The sequence below is a fragment of the Anaeromassilibacillus sp. Marseille-P3371 genome (assembly GCF_900169665.1).
Lineage (GTDB): Bacteria > Bacillota > Clostridia > Oscillospirales > Acutalibacteraceae > Anaeromassilibacillus.
The window spans coordinates 2,301,365-2,325,224 of sequence record NZ_LT835157.1; the positions used below are offsets into that span (position 1 = coordinate 2,301,365).

The 23,860-nt window shown below is 48.4% G+C and carries 18 protein-coding genes, 1 tRNA gene and 1 pseudogene; 3 read left to right on the forward strand and 17 right to left on the reverse strand.

Annotated elements, in window-relative coordinates; all coding sequences use genetic code 11:
• Positions 1 to 22 precede the first annotated feature (22 nt).
• Positions 23 to 2,425: a glycyl radical protein gene (locus tag B9Y59_RS09590; protein ID WP_085533135.1), complete on the reverse strand. Its 2,403-nt coding sequence runs from the start codon at positions 2,423 to 2,425 to the stop codon at positions 23 to 25.
• A 56-nt stretch (positions 2,426 to 2,481) separates the two neighbouring features.
• Positions 2,482 to 3,435 (reverse strand): ROK family protein, encoded by a 954-nt coding sequence (locus B9Y59_RS09595; RefSeq protein WP_085533137.1) that lies wholly within the window; start codon positions 3,433 to 3,435, stop codon positions 2,482 to 2,484.
• Positions 3,436 to 3,627: 192 nt separating this feature from the next.
• Here B9Y59_RS09595 and B9Y59_RS09600 point away from each other — a divergent pair, with 192 nt between their 5' ends.
• Positions 3,628 to 4,533 carry a glycyl-radical enzyme activating protein gene (locus B9Y59_RS09600; RefSeq protein ID WP_085533139.1) on the forward strand — a complete coding sequence of 302 codons (906 nt, stop codon included), beginning with the start codon at positions 3,628 to 3,630 and terminating at the stop codon, positions 4,531 to 4,533.
• 117 nt (positions 4,534 to 4,650) lie between these two features.
• On the opposite strand, the gene B9Y59_RS09605 is transcribed toward B9Y59_RS09600, so the two are convergent.
• The 7 genes from B9Y59_RS09605 to B9Y59_RS09635 all read right to left on the reverse strand — a co-directional run bounded on the left by B9Y59_RS09605 (position 4,651) and on the right by B9Y59_RS09635 (position 15,889).
• Positions 4,651 to 5,427 carry a DeoR/GlpR family DNA-binding transcription regulator gene (locus tag B9Y59_RS09605; RefSeq protein ID WP_085533141.1) on the reverse strand — a complete coding sequence of 259 codons (777 nt, stop codon included), beginning with the start codon at positions 5,425 to 5,427 and terminating at the stop codon, positions 4,651 to 4,653.
• Between the two features lie 164 nt (positions 5,428 to 5,591).
• The gene (locus B9Y59_RS09610; protein ID WP_085533143.1) at positions 5,592 to 6,326 is read right to left on the reverse strand and encodes a response regulator; all 735 of its coding nucleotides are present in this window, start codon (positions 6,324 to 6,326) and stop codon (positions 5,592 to 5,594) included.
• An 18-nt stretch (positions 6,327 to 6,344) separates the two neighbouring features.
• Positions 6,345 to 9,074 carry a sensor histidine kinase gene (locus tag B9Y59_RS09615; protein WP_085533145.1) on the reverse strand — a complete coding sequence of 910 codons (2,730 nt, stop codon included), beginning with the start codon at positions 9,072 to 9,074 and terminating at the stop codon, positions 6,345 to 6,347.
• A 541-nt stretch (positions 9,075 to 9,615) separates the two neighbouring features.
• Positions 9,616 to 12,003 (reverse strand): collagen-like domain-containing protein, encoded by a 2,388-nt coding sequence (locus B9Y59_RS09620; protein WP_242967394.1) that lies wholly within the window; start codon positions 12,001 to 12,003, stop codon positions 9,616 to 9,618.
• Between the two features lie 780 nt (positions 12,004 to 12,783).
• Positions 12,784 to 13,767, reverse strand: a complete 984-nt coding sequence (locus B9Y59_RS09625) for a PepSY domain-containing protein (protein ID WP_085533149.1) — start codon at positions 13,765 to 13,767, stop codon at positions 12,784 to 12,786.
• 104 nt (positions 13,768 to 13,871) lie between these two features.
• On the reverse strand, positions 13,872 to 15,218 hold the full coding sequence (locus B9Y59_RS09630; protein WP_085533151.1) for a sensor histidine kinase: 1,347 nt from the start codon (positions 15,216 to 15,218) through the stop codon (positions 13,872 to 13,874).
• Complete coding sequence (locus tag B9Y59_RS09635; RefSeq protein ID WP_054324320.1) at positions 15,215 to 15,889, reverse strand: response regulator transcription factor; 675 nt, start codon at positions 15,887 to 15,889, stop codon at positions 15,215 to 15,217. Before B9Y59_RS09635 ends, B9Y59_RS09630 begins: the two co-directional genes overlap by 4 nt.
• Before the next feature lie 157 nt (positions 15,890 to 16,046).
• On the opposite strand from B9Y59_RS09635, the pseudogene B9Y59_RS15280 reads away from it, so the two are divergent.
• Positions 16,047 to 16,382 (forward strand): annotated as a pseudogene (locus tag B9Y59_RS15280) (Kae1-like domain-containing protein); the annotation flags it as partial.
• Between the two features lie 453 nt (positions 16,383 to 16,835).
• Positions 16,836 to 17,405: a HypE family hydrogenase expression/formation protein gene (locus B9Y59_RS09645; RefSeq protein ID WP_085533155.1), complete on the forward strand. Its 570-nt coding sequence runs from the start codon at positions 16,836 to 16,838 to the stop codon at positions 17,403 to 17,405.
• Between the two features lie 650 nt (positions 17,406 to 18,055).
• Here B9Y59_RS09645 and B9Y59_RS09650 read toward each other — a convergent pair.
• From B9Y59_RS09650 to B9Y59_RS09685, 8 genes are all read right to left on the reverse strand, one after another.
• Positions 18,056 to 18,142: transfer RNA gene (locus B9Y59_RS09650), tRNA-Leu, on the reverse strand.
• A 124-nt stretch (positions 18,143 to 18,266) separates the two neighbouring features.
• Positions 18,267 to 19,070 carry an RnfABCDGE type electron transport complex subunit B gene (locus B9Y59_RS09655; protein ID WP_085533158.1) on the reverse strand — a complete coding sequence of 268 codons (804 nt, stop codon included), beginning with the start codon at positions 19,068 to 19,070 and terminating at the stop codon, positions 18,267 to 18,269.
• Between the two features lie 16 nt (positions 19,071 to 19,086).
• Positions 19,087 to 19,695 (reverse strand): electron transport complex protein RnfA, encoded by a 609-nt coding sequence (locus tag B9Y59_RS09660; RefSeq protein ID WP_198945609.1) that lies wholly within the window; start codon positions 19,693 to 19,695, stop codon positions 19,087 to 19,089.
• Positions 19,692 to 20,378: an electron transport complex subunit RsxE gene (rsxE, locus tag B9Y59_RS09665; RefSeq protein ID WP_085533160.1), complete on the reverse strand. Its 687-nt coding sequence runs from the start codon at positions 20,376 to 20,378 to the stop codon at positions 19,692 to 19,694. The genes B9Y59_RS09660 and rsxE overlap by 4 nt, the downstream gene beginning before the upstream one ends.
• 2 nt (positions 20,379 to 20,380) lie before the next feature.
• Positions 20,381 to 20,959: an RnfABCDGE type electron transport complex subunit G gene (locus B9Y59_RS09670; RefSeq protein ID WP_054324325.1), complete on the reverse strand. Its 579-nt coding sequence runs from the start codon at positions 20,957 to 20,959 to the stop codon at positions 20,381 to 20,383.
• A complete protein-coding gene (locus tag B9Y59_RS09675; RefSeq protein ID WP_054324326.1) occupies positions 20,956 to 21,927 on the reverse strand; it encodes an RnfABCDGE type electron transport complex subunit D in 972 nt (323 codons plus the stop codon). Before B9Y59_RS09675 ends, B9Y59_RS09670 begins: the two co-directional genes overlap by 4 nt.
• A complete protein-coding gene (gene rsxC, locus B9Y59_RS09680) occupies positions 21,927 to 23,270 on the reverse strand; it encodes an electron transport complex subunit RsxC (RefSeq protein ID WP_085533162.1) in 1,344 nt (447 codons plus the stop codon). The genes B9Y59_RS09675 and rsxC overlap by 1 nt, the downstream gene beginning before the upstream one ends.
• A gap of 33 nt (positions 23,271 to 23,303) precedes the next feature.
• Positions 23,304 to 23,846 carry a Gx transporter family protein gene (locus B9Y59_RS09685; protein ID WP_082402230.1) on the reverse strand — a complete coding sequence of 181 codons (543 nt, stop codon included), beginning with the start codon at positions 23,844 to 23,846 and terminating at the stop codon, positions 23,304 to 23,306.
• Positions 23,847 to 23,860: the final 14 nt, after the last annotated feature.

Sequence of the window (23,860 nt, forward strand, 5' to 3'; positions counted from 1 at the left end):
TTCCTTTCAATTTTCACCACATTCAGATCACTTGCTCCGTGCGTTCGATGATGTCATCCTGCGTTTGACGGGACAGAACATTGAAGAAGGCACTATAGCCTGCCACACGCACAATCAGATCCCGATGGTTTTCCGGATGTACCTGGGCATCCTTTAAAGTCTCGCGCGAAACAACATTAAACTGCACATGGAACCCATGCAGGGTGTCAAAGAACACGCGCAGCATAGCAATCAACTTTTGCCGGTTCTCTTCTTTCTCCAACATCTGCGGGTTGACCTTTTGGTTCAGCAAAACGCCGCCGGTAATCTTATCGGTTGGCAGCTTAGAGATGGATTTAAATACCGCGGTAGGTCCGTGCTTATCCGCCGCATGGGACGGCGAGCATCCCTCCGCCAGTGGCTCTCCCGCTTTACGTCCATCCGGGGTTGCTGTGGTACCAGCTCCCTGAGGGACATTGGCAGAGATCGAAGAAGTCCCTGCATAGTATACCCCTCCGATAGGACCACGTCCATACCGAGTATTGTGATAATGGGACAGCTCATCGATGTAGATGTCATAAGAAGCGCGAGTCAGTGAATCCACATAGTCGTCATCGTTGCCATACTTCGGAGCAGCAATCAACAATTTGCGAATGTGTTCCCCCTCTTCCCCGGCAAAATTGTTCATCAGAGCGTCCCAAAGTTGTGCTGGAGTCATCGCGTGATCTTCAAACACACATTTCTTAATCGCCGCCAGGGAATCTCCCTGATTGGCGATTCCTACCTGCAGGTCGCTGATAAAATCGTAGACTGCACCGCCTTCTTTGAGATTCAGTCCACGTTCGATACAATCGTCACATAGGGCAGAACAAAGAATATCCGCTGTATCTTTCTCTAAAACCGTATCACAGCAGTTGTCGATGATCACGCACTGACGGGTGAACTCGCGGATGATTTTATCCCAAGCCGCCATGACCTGGTCAAAAGAGGTCATATCCTTGAAATGTCCCACACCCTCGCATACTTTGATTCCCGACTCAATGTCAACGCCATCATTCAACGCGATCATCAGGGATTTGGGGAAATTCAGAAAACTCATACCTGTACAGCGGTATCCCCACTTGCCCGGGACCGCCACTTCCACACAGCCAATCGCGCTGTAATCATACGCATCTTCCGGCTTCACGCCCTTCGCTATAAAAGACGGAATGATGATTTCATCGTTGTTAAACGCCGGCATGCCAAACCCCAAGCGCATAACCTCGATGGCTTCCTGCATAAAGTCTGCTGGCAGATTCTTGTGATAACGTACAGTTAAATTCGGTTGAGTCAGGCGGGTTTGAGCTACACTGCGCAAAATCAAGAAACTCAACGGATTGACTGCGTCTTTACCATCCGGCGTCTGTCCACCAACCGTAACATTCTGGTAGAGCGGGCTTCCAGCAGAAAAACGGGTGTGACTCCATGAACGAATCTTGTTGATTGTATAGGTCTTTAACCACAGATTGGCCAATAATTCACAGGCAGTTTCCTCTGTAATACGGCCTTCCTGTAAATCTTTTTCATAATATGGATCAAGATACTGGTCCATCCGGCCATAGGAGAGCGAATGGCCGTTGCTCTCAATTTGTAAACAGAGATGCACCAACCACAGAGCCTGCACCGCCTCATAAAAGGTTTCTGCGGGTTCATAAGGAACTTTATTGAGCACACGGCTCATTTCAAGTAGTTCTGCCCGGCGCCCCTCATCCGACTCCTCTTGCGCCATTTTAAACGCCAAATTCGCATACCGCTTCGCAAAAGCGACCGTCGCATCCACCACAATCAGAACGGCGCGATAAAAATACGATTTATGCAGGTTTTCCGCTTCCGTCAAGTCGAGTTCCCGGAGTTTTTGCTCGGCACGGGCGCGGTATTCCTTTAAACCCTTTTGCAGCATCCGGCGGTAATTGACCGCAACATGCGCATCGCCAGAAGTGATATTCCCTTCTGCCTTAATAATTCCCAAATCGTAGAATACCTTTGCCGATTCCGGCATCGCCGCTAGGCCGCGCTCTTTGGTGGTATTATGTTCCCAGAAAGGAGCGATGTCGCGCAATACCTGCTTATTCTCCTCTGTAATATAGAAACGGTCGCCATCACGCTGATCAAACTGGTCTAGCTCGTCGATCACCCAGTCCATTGCGTATTCTGGAAAAATGGGAGCAGCGCGGTTGCTGGACGCCTGATTTCCAGCCAGCAAGGTCTGCGGCTCGATAAAAATACTCATCCCGTTTAGGACGTTGCGATACATCAAGGCGCGACGAATAGCCAACGGCTGATCCATATTTTCGCGATAAGTCTGCGTGGTAATCTTTGCTCGCTCTACACAAACCATGGGCTTGGCATTTAAAAGCTCCTCACGGAAATCATGCATCCGGGTGGTCAATTCTCCAAAATGGCTCATAAGAAGTCCTCCTATATCATCCATATAAATCTAGATGGAACAACTGATAAAAATCATTAAGAAAACAGCAGCTCTGCTGCGCCAATGATTCCAAAATTGTCCCCCAACTCGGCGAATTTGAAATATACTGGCAAATCATTGCCGTTATATTGATCAAACAACTCCCGAATGCGTGGGAACAAGCGGTCTCCAAAATGGACCAGGCCGCCTCCAAAGACAAAACAATTGATGTTTAGCACCTGGTATAGATTATAAAGCCAAACTGCTAAATATTGTGCCATCTGTTCTACGGCCCATTTCGCCATGGAGTCCCCAAGATCGAAAGCCTGCTGGATATGTACAGCGGTGATCTGCTCAGGGCTACCCGCTAATTCCGTCATCAACGTCTGTTCTCCCGCGGCAATTCGATTGCGGATGTGTTTGACAATCATCGACCCTGAACAGTACGACATGAAGCATCCTTTGTTCCGGCAACCACACTCAATACCTTTTCCAGGTGTAATCAGCATATGGCCCGTCTCTCCAGCCCAACCATACCGGCCGCGGAAGAGCTGATTATTGATGATAATACCGCTGGCAATTCCAGTGCTAACTGCACAATACACCATGTGCTGAAAACCCCGTCCAGCCCCTTTTTTATGCTCTGCCAATGCTGCAACATGCGTATCGTTATCCAGAATAACCCGCATCCCATTGAGTTGCTTCATTAGGTATTCACGGGCCGGAAAATCGTGGATTTTTGTCAAATTGGTTGTTTTGATAATTTTTCCTTCTTCAAACAAGATGTAGGATGGCATCCCAATTCCGATTCCCCTCATCTGTTCCGCTTTTAGATTGTGTTCCTGTATAAGAGCCCAAATGTCCTTTGCCAGTGCATCAAAAAACGGCCCCGCTTCCAACTCTGGGTCCGATGGGACCTTTTTTCGAGCCACCAAGTTTTGCTCTCCATCGAATAAACCGTACGCAATTTTCGTCCCGCCAACATCCACGCCGATTGTGTACTGTTCCATTTCGAATGCCCCTTTCTGCCACAGAATGCATCTGCGGCCATTCCGTTTTTGTTACACCTATATTATAACACTGCGCCTTCAAATGTCAATACATAATTTACATTCGTAAGTGCTTTTGATTCAAACAGTTCTGTTTTTCTTTACAAATTGTCCTTGATTTGCTATAATCAAGAGGACAAAGGGGGAACTTTTATGGAAAGTAAAGGCTGTATTTTTAATATTCAGAAATTCAGCACCAACGATGGGCCCGGCATCCGCACGACGGTTTTTTTTAAGGGTTGCCCGCTGCACTGCGGCTGGTGTTCCAATCCCGAATCACAAGCTCAGAAGCCGCAAATTCTTTGGGATCTATCAAAATGTATACGTTGCCAACAATGTATTCAGGCATGCCCACAGGGCGCCATCCAATTTCATTCGGAAAAGAATTGTATCCATTTTGATCTTAAACGCTGCATCGGTTGTGGCACTTGTGTGGCTAAGTGTCCCCAGGAAGCTCTCACCCTGGAGGGGGAATGGAAAAGCGTCGACGAGGTGACCCGTATCTGTCTACAGGACCGTGTTTTTTATGAAGGTTCCGGTGGAGGAGTCACTCTTTCGGGCGGGGAACCAATGATGCAGGCCGACTTTGCCGCTGAATTGTTACACCGCCTCAAACAAGAAGGGATTTCCACGGCCATCGAAACGACTGGTTTTGCTCCTGCCTCTGTATTTCATCGGCTGATGCCGGATATCGATCTCTATTTATTTGATTGCAAACAGTATGACTGTCAAAAGCATCTCGCGGCAACCGGGGTTCCCAACGATCAAATTCTTCAGAATTTGAAAACAGCTCTACAAGCGGGAAAGGATGTAATCGTTCGAATTCCGGTGATTCCAGGCGTCAATAGTTCGTTAGAAGATGCAGAAGGTTTTTGTGCAGTTCTCAGACCCCTTGGCGCCAAACGGATCAACCTTTTGCCATTCCATCAATTTGGAGAGCGAAAGTATGACTTTTTAAATAGGAATTATCAGCTACGTGGAATTTCTGCGCTACATGAATCTGATTTAACAGCATTTCGCGATATTTTTGTGAAGAATGGCTTTGACTGTTATTTCTGACTTTCAGGTTTTGCATCCTATGTAGGTCTTACAGTCCCCTTCCCATACAGCTTTCTTTTCTATAAATTACAGAGAAGCGCCCCCAACATGGCACGAGCCATATTGGGGGCGCATTTTTCAGTTATTCTCCTCATTCGACTCTTCTCCAGGAACCTTACGAACTTCAATTCTTTGGAGCTGGAGAAAATCCTCTGCGTCTTTTGGGATTGCGTCATCCGTCTGAACCATTGCAACTTGTTTGGTTGGCAAAAGTGTGACTACCCCCTGCCTCGAAAACTTACTGGATTCCGTCAACACAATCACCTTGTCCGCCTGTCCAGCCATATCCCGCACGGTCTCTGCACGCAAAAGATCGTTACCTGTGAAACCGCTCTCCTTTCGGAAACCATCCGCCCCGATAAAAAGCTTCTCAACAAAAAAGTTCCGTGCACATTGGCGGGCAACCGGCCCCACCATCACCTGGGATTCATTTTGGTAGTCTCCCCCCAAAAGAATGATCTTTGCTGTGGGCAATCGCCGGACATATCCCGCAATAAAAGCGGAATTGGTCACAATGGTCACATCGCGCTTGCGTGTACAAAGCTCATCCGCAAGCAAGGCGCAACAAGAGCCAGACTCGATCATCACCGTTTCTCCGTCTCGGACGAGGCTAGCAGCGGCCTGTGCAATCCGGCGCTTTAACTCGTAGTGATAGGCAAGACGGTTATTGATGTCATCGTTCGAACATAGAAGCGCGTAACCATGTTCCCGTTTAATCAGGCCTTTGGCCTCCAGTTGATCCAAATCCTTGCGGGTGGTGACCTGGGATACTTGCAAAAGCTGTGCCAGTTTTGCCACCTCAATGCGGTTGTGCTCTGTTACGATCTCCAAAATTTTTGTCTGCCGGTTCGTCATGTGCCTCATCCTCTCTGAAAGAGATTTTAACACAAATTGATTACGAATACCAGATATATCTTTTCATTTGCAAGTCTATCAACCGTTTTTTAACTGCCAAAAAACAATGTGGCCCCGACAAACGTCGGGACCTACACCCATTATAAATATAACATCTTAAACCGCTATGATTGCGCTGTCTCATCGGCAGGGGATTCTTCGCTGATACGAAGCATCCGGTATCCCACTCCGATATGCGTCTGGATATACTTCGGCTGTGAAGGGTCACGTTCGATTTTCTTTCGCAAGGTTGCCATGAACACACGAAGGGAAGGCGTGTCGGTTTCGAGGGCGCTGCCCCAAATTTCCCGAAGGATAAAGTTATGGGTCAGTACTTTCCCAACATTCTTTGCCAACAGGCACAGTAGCTTATATTCAATGGGCGTCAAGTGTACCGTTTTTCCATCTACATTCGCACAGCCGGCTGCATAATCGATCTCCAATCCTCCGTTGCGAAAAACCGCCTCCTCCGGTTGGTGCATTCGCTCATAATTCACCCTCCGAAGAGAGACACGCAAACGTGCCAATAATTCCTCCACACTAAACGGTTTTGTCAGATAATCGTCTGCCCCGGCATCCAACGCGCCGATCTTATCCTGATCCTCACTGCGTGCACTGACCACTATAATCGGCAGATTGGACCATTCGCGCACCTTACGGATGATGTCCACTCCATCCATGTCTGGGAGCCCCAAGTCCAAAATCATCACATCCGGTCTTTGGGATACAGCCTCTAAAATAGAAGCTGCGCCCGTCTCTACCGCATGATAGCGGTATCCCTGGGTATCCAGCGTCGTAGTAATCAAGCTTCGAATGGCCCGGTCATCCTCGACCACCAATATTAAAGGTTGATTTTTCATGGCATCATCTCCTTTTTATCATTCAAGGTGAAATTCTTTTTCTGCATGCAATGTAAAACGGAACACCGTTCCACGTGGGATATTATCCTGTACAGAAATTGTTCCTCCATGCGCGTTGATAATTGACTTACAAAGGGAAAGGCCCAAACCTAATCCGCGCCGGCCTTCCCCGTGGGTATGATCCGTAGTAAAAAACATATCGAACAAACGCTTTTTCACATCATCGGCAATTCCAGGACCATCGTCGGCAATGGTCACAACTGCCCACTCTCCCTCGCGCTTCGTCTGAATATCAATGTGAGAACCTGGAGGCGTATATTTGATTGCATTGTCCACAATATTGATAATCACTTGGATCACAAGACGTGAATCCATACGCGCCATGAGTAAATCGTCTTCCTGCTCAAAGGTAATTCTATGTTCTGCTTTCTTTCGATTGATATGGCGCAGGGCTTCCTGGACAACCTCTTCCAACAATTCCGGAGTTTCATGAATGTTCATAGAGCCATTTTCGATTCGCGTAACCGATAAGAGGTTCTCCACTAGATTAATCAACCACATGGAATCATCATAGATATCCGTATAGAGTTGCCGCTTCTTTTTCCGATCTAAAACGCTTTCATTTTCCATCAGGATTCCAGCGTTCCCGGAAATGCTGGTCAATGGTGTACGCAGATCGTGTGAAATTGCGCGCAACAAATTGGCACGAAGTTGTTCCTGCTGCGCCTGTAGGGATATTTGATTTTTTGTTTCGTTGATATGATCCTTTTCCAATGCAAGCGCAAATTCTCCCAACAGTGCAATCAATAGGTTCTTTTCGAAAGCGTCCAATTCGTCGTCACGGGGGATTACGATTCCGACTACAGCGAATACTTCGTCGTGACTGCGGACAGCCAAATAGAGGCATCGAGCCCCGGGAAGGGTATCCGTCGTTGCTCCGGCATGTTTGCTATTCCGAAACGCCCACTCCGCTACCGCGCGCTCGTCTTGGGCTAAATAGGGGGAAACATCTGTATTTCCAAGCGGAAAAGGCATCGGTTGCCCAAGACGCCGTCCTCCCTTTGTTTGTATCTCAATCGGATAAAGAATAATGGTACGATTCAACAAACGAAGCAACTGACCTGCCATGGCCTCATATATTTCCTGCCGGCTCATAGCGCGCTGCAATTTCTGGCTGGTTTCTAGCAGAACCTCTGTCCGCTGCGCCTGAAATGCAGACAATGCTGCCTGCTTTTTCACACGCATGGTCAAGGTGCTGGTCAAAAAAGAGACAATAAACATTACAACAAAGGTAATTGGATACTCTGCATCATATGCTTGCAATGTAAAACGTGGGTCCGTAAAGAAGTAATTAAACGCCAATACGCTGACCACCGAAGCCGACGCGCCATAGACCCAGCCATTGGTGACCGATGAGATCAACAATACCCCCAAGATATAAAACGCAATGATGCTTGCTTCACTAAATCCCAATAGAAACAACCACAAGCCTAACAGCGAAACCGCTCCCAAAATCCCTACGGTTTTCATAAAATCCACCACAGAGAACTTTGGCGGTTTCCGAAAAGAACGAGGCGATGGGGGAACATATTTTACCGGTGTATCTGGAATCACATAAATATCCACCGAAGGTGCTAATTTCGTCAACCGGTCTACCAAACTCTGAGGATTGCGAATCCAGCTAAACAGAGTCCGTTTATTGTTGGAACGGCCTATTACAATTTTCGATATACCGCTCGCTTTGGCGTATTCTGCGATCTGTGCCGGCACATCCTCTCCATAGACTGTTGAAATACGGGCTCCCAGCTGCTCCGCCAACTTCAAATTTCGGCGCAAACGCATTCGGTTTTCGCCGGAAAGCTCCCGCGTTCCAGGTGTCTCCACAAAAAGAGCGGTGAACATTCCATGAAACGCCTCTGCCATCCGCGCCCCTGTACGGATTACCTTTGCATTGGATGGGGAACTTGACAGACAGATCAAGATGTGTTCTTCTGTGGGAAGTTTTTCTTTGGCTGCTGCCTTGCGTTCCCGTTCTGCTGTTCGATTGACTCGATCCGCAGTTCGACGAAGGGCAATCTCTCGTAAAGCCACCAGATTATCGCGTGTAAAAAAGTGTCCCAGTGCGCGCTGTGCTTGATTTTGCTGATAGATTTTCCCTCGCTCTAAACGTTCGATCAAATCATCCGGCTCAATGTCCACGAGTTCCACTTGGTCAGCCTGATCGAATACATCGTCCGGAATCCGTTCTCGGACGGTAATTCCTGTGATCGAAGCTACAATGTCGTTTAAGCTTTCAATATGCTGGACATTTACCGTTGTAAATACATCGATTCCGGCCCGCAAAACCTCTTGAATATCCTGATAACGTTTTCGGTGGCGGCATCCCTCCGCATTGGTATGAGCCAGCTCATCGACCAATACAAGCTGCGGCTTTCGTTTTAATGTCGCATCCAAGTCGAATTCCCGCAGGGTGATTCCCCGATGTGCAACAAGTAGAGGTGGCAAACTCTCCAAGCCATTCAAAAGCGCCAACGTTTCCGGACGTGTATGCGGCTCAATATACCCTGCTACAACGTCAATTCCCTCTGTTTTGGCTGCATGTGCCGCTTCCAACATCGCATAGGTTTTTCCCACACCGGCTGCATACCCAAAGAAAATTTTTAGTTTTCCGATCTTTCGGGCGGCCTCCGCTTCTTCCGTCTGAATCTGCTTGAGCAACAGATCTGGATTAGGCCGTTCTTCCTCCATTCGATTCACCGTCCTCTTTTTTGACTAAGCTCACCAGAACAACTCTGCCCATAAAGGCCATCTCCTACGGGGCTCCATTCCTATGTTCCGGCTCCATTCAATGATAATGCACGCTTTCAGTTTTTCTCCTGTAGGGACTATTTTCTTTGGATGTTGTTTCTTGGCTTCTCACCACAGCACAAATCGAAACGCTATTTTTTAGTATACCATAGATGCATCTATATTCGAAGAGGTGACATTCATAAAATTTTGCTACACAAAACCCGATATTCTTGTGCTCCGACTATGGATCACCTTTTTATGTTTCAGTAAATGTGTAATGCAGGCGCTGGATGGCCTATTCAATGGAAGGAATCTTCGGGTCCAATCAAAATATGTTTTGACTGTACCGTTCCATACTTTCTTATGGCTAGCTTGTAGAATTCCTCTTTATCATGATAAAAAGGGAAACGCCTTATACTACCGTATAAGGCGCTCTCGAAAAAGTAGTCTGGGGCTTTTACAGGTATGAACCTTGGCAGAATTTCTATTTTCTTTATCTCTAGGGCTTCTTAAAAGTTACGCCTGTATAATACCACGCAACACATATGGAAGTCCTCGCTCCGTTCTGAGAAGCAAATGTCCTTACTTCACACATAGACCACAAACCTGTATCCGGATCTTGTTCCCGAATCCGTGTCCAATGCATTTCCTGCGATTGGCTATAAACAATATCATCTATTACAATCGTTGTAGAAATAGTGGTGTTATTAAAGGTCTGTGAATCAATTGAAAGGCCATCATAGATACTTGTTCGGCGAATATCTGCCAAAACAGGTTTCGCAGCATTTTTTGCTCGAATAGAGAGACGGATTGCGCCAGCCGCTGCATATTGTGCTGTTAAATATAAACTTTGAAGAGGAACATCAATGGAGCTACCCGATGTAGACAAATCCACATTATAGCATTCCATTGTGGAGTGTAGATTTGGACTTACAAACTCCTGATCGGCCGTTTTAAAACGTACTTTATAGCTTGTTGTCGTGTTTTCTTCTACAGTAATTGTTGGGGAAATGCCATCTTTTCCTGTAGCACCCGTTTCACCTATTGGCCCCTGTGGCACAACAAAATCGAGTTGGACACCAGTTTCCGTATCAGAAGCCGATACACTCCCTTTTCCATCCGTACTAGTAGTAACATTTCCAACGATGATCGTAGGAGTAGAACCGGTTGCACCAGTTGGACCGATGGCCCCTTGTTCTCCGGTTGGACCAGTTGCACCAACTGGTCCCTGTTCACCTGTTGCTCCCGTTGCGCCAACCGGCACTACAAAGTCCAGGCTAACCCCAGTTTCTGTGGCATTCGCTGTTACCGACGCTTCTTCTCCGGAACTTACACTTCCCACTTCAACAGTGGGGCTTGCTCCGGTTGCACCGGTGGCTCCTATGGGTCCTTGTTCTCCCGTAGCTCCCGTTGCACCTGTTGCTCCTGTGGCTCCAACTGGTACTACAAAGTCCAGGCTAACCCCAGTTTCTGTGGCGTTCGCTGTTACCGACGCTTCTTCTCCAGAACTTACGCTTCCCACTTCGACAGTGGGACTTACTCCGGTTGCACCGGTGGCTCCTATGGGTCCCTGTTCTCCTGTAGCTCCCGTCGCACCCGTCGCCCCTGTTGCGCCAACCGGCACTACAAAGTCCAGGCTAACCCCAGTTTCTGTGGCATTCGCGGTTACCGACGCTTCTTCTCCAGAACTTACGCTTCCCACTTCGACAGTGGGACTTACTCCGGTTGCACCGGTAGCTCCTATGGGGCCTTGTTCTCCCGTAGCTCCCGTCGCTCCTGTGGCTCCAACTGGCACTACAAAGTCCAGGCTAACCCCAGTTTCTGTGGTATTCGCGGTTACCGATGCTTCTTCTCCGGAACTTACACTTCCCACTTCAACAGTGGGACTTACTCCAGTTGGACCGGTGGCTCCTATGGGTCCCTGTTCTCCTGTAGCTCCCGTCGCTCCTGTGGCTCCAACTGGCACTACAAAGTCCAGGCTAATCCCAGTTTCTGTGGTATTCGCTGTTACCGACGCTTCTTCTCCAGAACTTACGCTTCCCACTTCGACAGTGGGGCTTGTTCCGGTTGCACCGGTGACTCCTATGGGCCCCTGTTCTCCCGTAGCTCCCGTCGCTCCCGTTGCACCCGTCGCCCCTGTTGCGCCAACCGGCACTACAAAGTCCAGGCTAACCCCAGTTTCTGTGGCATTCGCTGTTACCAACGCTTCTTCTCCAGAACTTACGTTTCCCACTTCGACAGTGGGACTTACTCCGGTTGCACCGGTGGCTCCTATGGGACCTTGTTCTCCCGTAGCTCCCGTTGCACCTGTCGCCCCTGTTGCGCCAACCGGCACTACAAAGTCCAGGCTAACCCCAGTTTCTGTGGCATTCGCTGTTACCGACGCTTCTTCTCCAGAACTTACGCTTCCCACTTCAACAGTGGGACTTACTCCAGTTGGACCGGTGGCTCCTATGGGTCCCTGTTCTCCCGTAGCTCCCGTCGCTCCTGTGGCTCCAACTGGCACTACAAAGTCCAGGCTAATCCCAGTTTCTGTGGTATTCGCGGTTACCGACGCTTCTTCTCCTGAACTTACACTTCCCACTTCGACAGTGGGGCTTACTCCAGTTGGACCGGTGGCTCCTATGGGACCTTGTTCTCCTGTAGCTCCCGTTGCACCTGTTGCTCCTGTGGCTCCAACTGGCACTACAAAGTCCAGGCTAATCCCGGTTTCTGTGGCATTCGCTGTTATCGATGCTTCTTCTCCGGAACTTACGTTTCCCACTTCAACGGTAGGGCTTGCTCCAGTCGCACCGGTGGCTCCTATGGGTCCCTGCTCTCCTGTAGCTCCCGTTGCACCTGTTGCCCCCGTTGCTCCAGTATCTCCTTTTGGGCCAATCGGCCCCATCGGGCCTTGTTCTCCCTGTTCTCCTTGCGGGCCCTGGCACCCACGATCACCTTGTGGGCCTTGTGGACCAGTTTCTCCCTGCGGCCCCTGCTCTCCTTGTGGACCCTGTGCTCCTATAGGTCCTCGTTCTCCCATATCACCTTTATCACCTTTTGGACCAGCGGGTCCAACCATGCCGGAGTCACCCTTTGGTCCAACTGGTCCTCTGTCGCCTTGCGGACCCATAGGTCCTGGATTTCCCCGAACACCTTGGGGGCCCATCTCTCCCGGGTCTCCTTTGGGGCCGGCATCTCCACGGACACCTTGCGGGCCACGTGGCCCCATGGGGCCAACCATTCCACGAGGGCCAATCGGACCAGGACACCCTGGTTCCCCCTTTGGGCCTTGGGGGCCTTGTGAGCCACGTTCTCCTTTGGGACCTTGTGGACCTTGAGGACCAGGAATTCCTTGTGGGCCCTGAACAACATAGTTATCGTCTACTGGATAACATGGGCAATTTCGGTTTGAGAAATTACACCCATAACAGTTCATTGGATTCATCCTCCTTATACACCTTCGACGGTTACCCCGTCCTACACTAAAATATGTAACAGGCCCCACAAATGCTTGTAATAATCGAAAGAATAAGGCCCCGTATATTCTTTTTTGTAAGGAAACAATTCCATATATAAGCGCCTGAATAAATATTCTCGCACAAAAAGGGCCAGGCGGTTTTCCATATGGAACCGCCTGGCCTCTTTATATAAAGATTCTCAATTTTTCTGATGATGCATGGACTCATTAATCCATGTCCTTTTCATAGTCAAGAATTTCTCCTGTACTCGCATCAATTTCATAGGAGTATTCTGTTCTTCCAATGTCCCACTCCACCTCATACTTTATTCGACCATGGTCATGATCGAATTCTACTTTCATCCGTTGTACATCGCCTTCAGTAACACCCGCATGTTTCAATGCAATTTGCTTGGCTTCATCTGCCGTCAATGACACTTCGCCGGAAGATCCCGAATTACTGGGAGCGGAATAGTATTCTGCATCATGGTCATACGAAAGAATATCCCCAGAAATTGCATCGATGTCATAATCATATTCGGTATTGTCCTTATAGAACTCTACCTCATATTTCCAGCGTCCATCATCCCTTTCCAATTGGGTGTAGACAAACTTCACGCTGTCCTTGCTGACACCTGCATGATCTAAAGCGATTTTCTGTGCAGCATCTTCGCCAATATATGAATCTGTAGCGGATGAAGAACTCGTTTTGGCAGGCGTACTACTTGAGGTAAATGATTGATTACCCGATTTCTCCGGAGCAGTTTCTTTGCCCGAGGTTACAGGTGCTTGTGAGGCAACCTGCGATGACGAATTATAATGTTCAATATCTCGATCCATAGAGAGGATTTCTCCTGTTACTGCATCGATGTCATAATCATATTCTTCATTGCCAACCACAAATTCAATGTCATATTCTGCGCGATTGTCATCATAATCTAGGCGTGCCCGAATGAACTGCACTTCGTCTTCAGCAAAACCAGCGTTCTTCAATGCAAGATCCTTTGCCTCTTGTTCCGTGATATAGTCGCCTGAAGCATTACCCGCAATTCCTGCCGAAACATTGCTTGAGGGCGAAGCCACTGGTGCGACCGTCGTTCCCGCGCCAGAAGCATTGGACGCTGTATCTGACACAGGCGACCCACACCCGGTAAAAAGTGCCAAACTAAGAATCACGGCAGAAGTTGCAATCCATAAATTCTTTCTATTCATACATCATACATCCTTTCCAAAATGTATTTCATTTGCTTTTGTGTCTTCAGTATATCCAGCAAAGATTAAAGCTTCATTAAAAGATGTATGTTTTTTTAATTTTTCTAAGCATGAAACGAAAATGTAAAAGCCGAGCCTTGGCCGAGAACACTCTCCACCTGGATATTCCCTCCATGTGCCTGAACAATCCATTTTACCATAGAAAGGCCCAGTCCTGCGCCGCTGGCACTGCGCGCGGAATCCGCCTGCCAAAACCGCTCCCAAACTTTTTCCAAGTTTTCTGGAGCAATTCCGATACCATTATCTTGTACACAACCGATGATGAGCCCTTGTTTTTTTTGCAAAGTTATCTGCAACCATCCGCCTTCTCTACCATATTTCACTCCATTTTCAATCAAATTAATCCACACACGCATCAACATGGTTTCATCGCCCTGCATCTCAACATCGGGCTCAATATGTGTCTCCAATTGGATATGCCGCATACTGGCGTTCTCCTGTTGTTGCTCCACAACCATCATGGCTAAGTCACTGAGGTTAACTGTTTCAAACTGCATCTTACCATGAGCTTTATCTGCACGTGCAAGCATTAATAGCTGAGAAATCATGACAGCCATTTTTTCTGCTTGATTTAAAATTGCATGCAACGCCTCCCTTGCTTCATCCAATGTTTTTGCACGCTCAAGAGCATATTCACACTGAGAAATAATCACTGTTGTTGGCGTTCGCAATTCATGTGAAGCATCGGAGGTAAACTGCTTTTCCCTCTCAAAAGCCTTTTCCAACCGCGCAAACATACTGTCAAACTCCGCGGCCAAGGTATAAACTTCATCCCGTCCTTGGCCGAGTGCAATACGGCGAGATAGGTCGTTCCCTTCTCCGATTTCACGCGCGGTCTGAATGATTCGCCGCACTGGCTGAAAAGCACGGCGTGTGATGAAATAGCCGCCTACTGCCGCAAACAACACAAAAAACGGCAGGACAATCAGCGCCAGACGGTAGAGTGTCGAAATCGTTGAATCTACTTGATTCGCTGCCGACACGCTGCGTATCCATACAGTGCCATATCCATAAATCGTGTTCTGTTCATCATATACATACCAGCTTTTTTGCATACTGGGAATGGTTCGCAATTGACCGGGAGCAAATACTGCCGAATTGTCAAAGTCCCTTGGAACAGAACCGTAAAGCGGTACACCACCGGCATCGTACACCGAAAGATAGATACCGTCCTTAAAATATTCCAAATCATCATCGATTTCTATTTCCCCGTCGTCTGCGTCAATCTCCCGCCATCCTGCGGCCACCATATCCATCATCTGGCTCTTTGTTTCTTCCAGTGCCGACTGAGCACCCGTATAAAACAAAAAAGCCAAGACGATGCTGACCAGCAACACCATAAGCAGCGTAAACCACAGGGTCACCTTCAAATGGATTGATAAGCGCTTCATTTGTCCTCCCGCAAAACATATCCCGCTCCACGTACCGTATGAATCAACTTGGGCTCGTAGCCATCGTCCAATTTTTTACGCAAATACCGAATATAGACATCCACCACATTAGAACCGCCTTCATAATCGTAATTCCAAATATGATGACTGATCTTCTCCCTGGAAAGTACAATCCCGCTATTGCGAATCATATATTCTAATATAGCAAATTCTTTGCTGGACAATGACACCACTTGTCCGTTTCGCTGAACAGTACGGGCCGTACAGTCCACCGTCAAGTCTGCCACAGAAAACACATCGCTTGTGCTGTCTGACAACCGGCGAATCATTACACGAAGACGAGCCAAAAGCTCATCAAAAGCAAATGGCTTTACCAAATAATCGTCTGCCCCAGCATCCAACCCAGTGACACGGTCTTCAATTCCGTCCCTAGCCGTCAGCAAAAGTACGGGTGTCTTGTCGCCGCCACTGCGTAACTCTCGAAGCACTTCCAGCCCGCTAATTCCTGGCAACATAATATCCAGGACAATCGCATCATATTCCGCACAGCGTAAATAATCCAGAGCATCCGTCCCATTAAAACAGCTGTCTACGCTATAATGTGCGGCCTGTAGCTGTTTTACAAGCAGATGATTCAGTTCGGGTTCATCCTCCACCACAAAAATTCTCATATAATTCCCTCCAATTTACGACTATTATGATACATTCTGCGTATCCAATCAAGCCCTAATTTTATTTATCCAGAGTTTCACACAATAAAAAAGGATTTGACTAGCGGACCATAATCTACCCGGACCATCATTTGGGATGATTTGAGATGGAACCAGCCTCGGCACGGATGACACCATTTGGGGTGGAGAATTTTTGATTGGAGATTATCAAACATTTTCCCATTGTGGCTCAATTCGTCCAATTTTTCTTCCCTGGGGCGATGCAACCGTTCGGGAGATTGGCAGGATCGCGTTCTCGCTTCTATGGAATGCAGACCTTTCCCTCAAAGGCACATCCTGCTCACCACAAAGCCAAACAGCTTTTTTCGCCATTTTGAATAAACGCCAGCATATCCAGAAGCTAGCAGCATCGGGCGGCTATTCGATGGAATTCTATAGCTCTTGGCCAGTCCACAATATGTCCATCATGAGGGACAGGAAGCCTCTCTTTTGAAAACGTTGGCTCAAAACGATATTCCTGGTCGATGGTATCCAGTGGAGTTCTATGAAAAAATGGACTTCGCCTATTTTACACGCGTCCCCTACTCCGTGCAATTGTGGGGGACATTGTGATTCAAACAAATCCTGCTGCGATTGTCCGCGGTTTTATGGATGCCTTGCGCCGGATGGCATTGAGCAGTGCCGCATTCTAAACCCGGATAGACTACCGATAGTCCTCTCCGGCGGCGTGTTTTTCAAAAAGATTTCAAAGAAATTGTACAATCCATTACAGGCATTGCAAAGCAGGTAAGCGTACAAATCGTCACTGCGATACAAAGGTGGTTGAATGTAGAAAAGGGGACGGCCTTTATGCCAACACTGCTGGAATCGGTTCACCGTGCGTGTCCGGTTTATCCTATCAATCAATTCGTGCGGAAGATGTCGTTTTAATCAATGGAAGTGTGGGATGCTATGGTGCAGCTGTACGGCAAGGGGAGAAATCCCCTTTGAGGGCAAGCTGTATTCCGACGGTTCTCCACTCCATCCGCTCAGTGCTGCGGCATTACAAATTGGTGGTGTGCGTATTTTACGCGACCCTACTCGTGGCGGGAGCGCTACAACACTCAATGAATTTGTTGAGAACCGTCCACGGACGATCGAATTAGAAGAAGAATCTATTCCTGTTGATCCCGGCGTTGCTGCATCTTGTGAGCTTTTGGGGTTAGACCCGCTTTACAACGCCTGCGAGGGACGTATGCTGGCTGTCGTTTCCCCGGAACATGCTGCCACCGTATTGGATGCCATGCATCATACTCCTGGAGAAGATGGTGCTACTGTCATTGGCCGTGTGACAGAAAGTCGGCCTGGCCGCGTTATCCTTCATACCACATTCGGTGGAAGCCGCATCCTCGGGAAACTTACCGGAGCACAATTGCCTCGAATTGCGGAAAGGCATAGGGACATATTCCAAATCAGACGAAAGGTGTACTGCATAGTATCATGGAATGCAGTACACCTTTCAATTTGCCACTTATAAAATTAGTTTTGGATACATAAGGAACAAAAAGCAACTACTGTCTTATGACTATCCTGAATAGATTCTTCATAAATTATTAGAAAAACAGTTGCTTTGCTGCAGTCCGATGCACTTCATAATTTCTTAGGCCTTATCCTGTAGTTCTTTAAGTTCCAATATGATTAACAGACACAATTTTTACAAGAAAAGAGCCTTCGAATTCGAATTGCAGAGATCTGAGGTGGGAGACTTTTGGTCATCACACCATTGTACCAAATCCCCACTCGATCCCCCGCCGAGAGGCACTTCGTGCAATCAGTATTTACCATCACTTCCTGACCCGTAGCATGATCTCTTACCAAAAGACGGTTAGCCCAAACTTCACGTATTGTTGCAATCATAATCATCTGTTTCACCTCTGTAATAGCATATGCTCAAGAGTACGAACAGGCTAAACACGAGGATTCCGTGAGTGATACTTGATATTTCTAATTCTTTTCTTCTTGTATCTAGCGTCCATAGATAAAACATTTTTTAATTGTTCAATGCTTTCTAAAACCATCTCACACGGGAACTCTATAATATACACGGTAAGTGTACGAAGATATTATAAATTTCAATGCTGGATTCCATGAAAAAACCCTGAACGCAAATTGCGTTCAGGGTTCAGTTGGTGCCGGTGGCCGGACTCGAACCGGCACGTCATTGCTGACAACAGATTTTGAGTCTGTCACGTCTGCCAATTCCATCACACCGGCATGTAACGTTAAAGATTATACAACATTGCTCGCAAAAAAGCAACAGTTTTTTCATATAAATTTTAAAAAAACTCCGATTCTCTTTTTTGTCCATCTTTTAGAAAAAGAGAATCGGAGTCTATACTTATGCCTGCAAATGTTCCATCATCGTTAAGCAATGGCGAGGACATGCCTCCACACACTTTCCACAGCCAATACATTTCTCCGGGTCGACCGTGGCGTGGAAATGTTCCACTTTGACGGCCCCAGCTTCACAGACTTTTTGACACTTCATGCAACCAATACAACCCACTTTACAGACCTTATTGGTCATTGCTCCCTTATCGCAATTATCACAACGCACAACTGCCTGTTTTTTCAAGGGCACTAGGGAAATCAGCTGTTTTGGGCAAGCTTTCACACACATAGAACATCCTTTACAACGCGACGGTTCCACATGGGCAACGCCATTGCAGACATCAATCGCACCGTAAGCACAGGAACGAACACAATCTCCCAGTCCCATACAACCGTAATGGCAGCTGGAAACGCCCCCTGCCAGTTGTGCGGCAGCGGCACAGGTTTGAATCCCCTCATACTCCATTTTGTCGCTGGTGTTGTCATAACTGCCCAGGCAATGGACTACTGCCACCTTGGCCTCTACATCCACATCTGCCAACCCCAGGTACTGGGAAACCATCTTGGCCACTTCCGCCCCTCCAGGTGCACACAGGCCGGGCTGCGCCTCACCATGTGCCAGTGCCTTTGCATAGCCAGAACAGCCGGAGTACCCACAAGCGCCGCAATTGGCTCCTGGCAACATGGCTTCTATGTCCTCTGCTTTCTCATCCTTTGGCACCGCCATCAGAATCGAGGCAATTGCAAGCCCTAACCCTGCAATCAGTCCGATTACCGCTACAATGACAATTGGAATCCACAATTGATTCATTCTCTACTCCCTCCTATCAACCCAACAGGCCATCAACAAGGCCCTGGAACCCAAGGAAGGACACCGCCACGAGCGACGCCGCAATCAGGGTGATCGGGAGGCCCTTCAGGAATTTTGGAATATCATTTGTTTCCAGTCGCTCACGGACACCTGCAAAAAGCACCATTGCAACCATGAAACCAATACCGGAACCAAATGCATTGACCAGGGATTGTACATATCCAAAGGTCGGATCTGCAGCGCCTTTTTCGATCACCAACATAGTGACGCCTAAAACCGCGCAGTTCGTAGTAATCAGCGGCAAGTAAATTCCCAGCGCATTGTAAAGCGGCGGCATGAACTTGCGCAAAGCAATTTCAATCAGCTGTACCAAAGCAGCTATAATCAAAATAAAGACGATGGTCTGTAGGTATTCCAGCTGATTGGGTACCAACAGATACATGTAAATCGGCCACGTCACAGCTGTGGCAATCACCATAACAAAGGTCACCGCCACGCTCATTCCCGTCGCAGTATTCAGCTTTTTGGATACACCGAGAAATGGGCAGATGCCAAGAAATTTATTGAGCACATAGTTCTCTGTAAGGATTGCCGCCAAAAAGATCGCTACCAAATTTTTAATCATTTCTTAGCAGCCTCCTTTTCCTGAATCTTCGAACAGTTCTCTGCAAGAGGGCACCCATGGCAGCCGAGTTCTGCCGGGCGAGATCCCTCACCTGCCAGCCGGTTTGCCACTGCGATCAGAATTCCAAACACAAAGAAACCTCCTGGCGGCAAAATAAATACAATGATTGGATCGACAACGCCCGCCGTAATCGGGATACCAAACAAGCTTCCCGCGCCAAAAAATTCACGGATCATCCCCATCACCAACAGTGTGGCTGTGAATCCCACGCCCATTCCCAGCCCATCAATGATGGATGGTACAATCTTGTTTTTGCTGGCAAACATCTCTGCACGGCCCAAAATAATGCAATTCACCACAATCAGAGGCAAATATATTCCCAGAGCCTCATCAAGTGCTGGAGAATAGGCCTGAATAAACATCTGTACAACGGACACAAAGCCTGCAATGACTGTGATAAATGCAGGTATGCGTACTTTATCCGGAATGATCTTGCGCAGAATGGAAATCACCGCATTGGAACACACCAGAACAAACGTCGTCGCTAAACCCATACCAATGGCATTGCTCGCAGAGGTGCTGACCGCTAGTGTTGCGCAGCATCCAAGCACTAGGCGCAAAACAGGGTTTTCTTTGACAATGCCCTTGGAGAACTCCTTCCAAAGGGATTTCTTCTTATCCATTCTTAGGCGCCTCCTTTCACTGTCTCGTACAAGGCCAACGCCTCGTTGACCGCATCGGTCACGCCCTGGGTCGTGATGGTAGCGCCCGTCATCGCCATGATTTGACCATCCTGCTTTTCGCCGGACTTAATCACTTCAAATTCACCAGATTCTGGAACTGCCTGGTGGAACTGAGCGCGAAAGTCCTCTTTTTCTGCATTCATACCGAGGCCCGGCGTGTCATCAATGCTGAGCAGTTCCACGCCGGACACCGATCCATCCACCTGAATACCGGTCATCACCTGAACCGGGCCGCCATACGAGCTGGCAGAGGTCGTAAATACATATCCGGCCGTTTCTCCGTTCTCCTTGCCAACATAGTAAATAACATTTGCGCCCTCCGCATCTGTGACCTGCGCTTCTTCAAAGTCTTTAATTCCGGGAAGCACTAACTCACGCGCTTCTCGGGCAGCTTCCTCCTCCTGCTCTGCGATCTTGTCCTTCGTCAGCAGATTTGTTCCCGCCAACAAGGCCGCAATTACCAAACAAATCAAGGTCAGTGTGACCGTGGGGCGAAGGACCTCTTTTGCCTGAATTTTCATTCCTGTGCCCCCTCCTTCTTTGCTTTCTCCTTTTTGACCCCAAACGGACGCGGGCGCGTCATACGCTCAATGTGCGGCACCAGGATGTTCATGAGGATAATGGAGAAGGATACCCCCTCTGGCAAAGAACCAAACATCCGAATCAACATAGTCAAAATTCCACAACCGACGGCAAATACAATTCGCCCGTTCCGGTTGATCGGAGAAGTTGTATAATCCGTCGCCATGAAAATGGAGCCGAGCAGCAATCCGCCGGACAAGAGCTCAAAGATCACATCGCGGCCAGCAAGCAACGAGATTACCGCCACGGTTCCCAAATAACAAAGCGGTATCACGGGGCTAATTACCTTGCGGACGATCAAATAGATGCCCCCTAAAAGCAAAGCGATCGCGCAAGTTTCCCCTAAACAACCGGCACGTGCGCCAAGCAGCATATCCAAATGATTCGGAAGCTGGTCCGCCGCCCCCTGCTTGAGCAGTCCGAGCGGCGAAGCGGTCGTAATTGCATCTGGGTTCCCGATGCGATACCAGAACGGCACCACCCAATTGCTCATCTTCGCTGGAAAGGAAGCCATCAGTACAATACGTGCCGTCAAAGCTGGATTGACAAAGTTCTGTCCAATACCGCCAAACATTTGCTTTACTACAACAATCGCTACCACACTGCCAAAAATTGCGATCAGCGGGCTGATGGTAACCGGCAAATTAAAAGCGAGCAAAATTCCTGTGACAACCGCGCTCAGATCAAAAATGGTGTTGTCACGCTTCATCACTCGGCGGCTAAGATATTCTGCAAGTACACAGGACCCTACACAGGTAAGAATCAAAATCAATGCCTGAACGCCGAATAATATACAGGAAGCAATGGCCGCGGGGGTCAACGCAATGATGACATCCAGCATAATTTTCTGAGTAGTTGCCCCACTCCGCAGATGGGGCGAAGGAGATACGATCAATTTTTGCTCCATTATTTCTTCCCTCCCGCGCTTTTTACCAAGGCTTTTCCTAGTCGAATTGCCTGCACCAAAGGCCGGTGCGCCGGGCAATTATAGGCGCAAGTGCCACATTCCATGCAGTCCATCACACTGTATTCCTGCAATTCCTCTACACGCTTAGCCTCCGCATATTTCTCCAACATCGTAGGTATCAGATGCATCGGACAGCCACTGACACAGCGGCCGCATCGAATACATGCGGTCGGTTCGTGTAAACGGGCTTCTTCCTCATCCAAGCAAATAATCCCGTTGTTTTGCTTGACGATTGGAAGACTGTCGTCTGTAATGGCAATACCCATCATGGGGCCACCCATCAAAATCTTTTTCGGTGGGGCTTTATACCCGCCGCAGAAACGGATAACCTCCTCAATCGGCGTGCCAATTGGAACGATGACATTCTGTGGATATTGGATTGCTGAGCCATCGATGGTAACACGCTTTTTTATCAGAGGCATCCCTGTCTTGAGATAATTGGCCAGGAATGCAATAGAGGTGATATTCATCACGATACATCCCACATCCGCAGGCAGTTTTCCCATGGGAACCTCCCGGTCTGTGCAGGATTTGATGAGCACTTTCTCCGCCCCCTGCGGATAGGAGGCATGGAGCGCCAAGACCCGCACGTGATTCCCCGGGTCCAACTTCTCGTTGTCTGCCATTTTTCGCAGCGTTTCAATCACGTCGGGCTTGTTGTCCTCGACTGCAATAATGACTCGTTCGATTTCCAGCATATCCTTCACAGCATAAATTCCAGAAAGGACCGCCCAGGAGTTTTCCAACGCTTCCCGGTGATCTGCTGTTATGTAGGGCTCGCACTCTGCGGCATTGATAATCAGCGTGTCAATCCTTTTATCTGGTGAAACCTTCAATTTCACATGTGCTGGAAACCCCGCGCCACCCAGTCCAACCAGTCCGGATTCGCGCACTGCTTGAAGAAACGATTCCCGCGTATCCGCTTTTGGCGGCTGTACCTCCGGCGAGATCTTCATCTCTCCATCGGAATCGATGACAAGTGCATCCACATATTGACCCCCAGAGAGCATCACCTGGGTAACTGCACGCACCTTGCCGGAGACACTGGCGTGAATCGGTGCACTGACAAAAGCCGTACTGTCGGCGATTTTTTGGCCCACCAGAACCTCATCCCCCACCTTCACCAGGGGCGTACAGGGAGCTCCCACATGCTGCTGCATGGGAATGATCACTTGCGTGGGCGGCGGCATGACAGCCGATTCCATCTGTGCCGTATTCTTTCGATGCGGCACATGTGCTCCGCCATGTGTTTTGAATGGCTTTTCCGGAAATGCAAGTTCCATTCTTTTCCCTCCATTTTCAAACATACTTTCTTCCTAAGCATCCCGTTCAATGGGACGCCATTTATCGAGTAACGGCATTACTGCACGAAGCACCAACCCCGTGAGAATACCGGAACACACACCAAATAAAAGCAACCATGGAATATACCAGACGATTGCAGGCGTTGTAAGCAACGCCGCCACACACAACTGCGCTGCATTGTGTGAAAGCGCTCCCGCCACGCCAAGGCCGATCATTCCGAACGGATTCCCTTTTAATCGCAGGAAAAACCACATTACCAGCGTACTGGCCACTCCTCCCGAAAGGCTCATCAGCATCGCCACAAATCCACGTGTTATTCCAGCGAATAATCCTTTTAAAATTGCAATACACAATGCCGGGCCAAGTCCCACCGTCCCTGCGGCATACATGGTCACCAAATTGGACAGCCCTAACTTTGCTCCAGGTGGCAATACCGGAATGGGAGGAAGCATCCCCTCCCATGCAGACAGCACCAATGCTAGCGTCCCTAATAGGCCGTTAAACGCAATGCGCTGCGTTCTAGGCGATAGATTTAAATATCCCTGCTGTCTCATCGTCCATCCCTTTC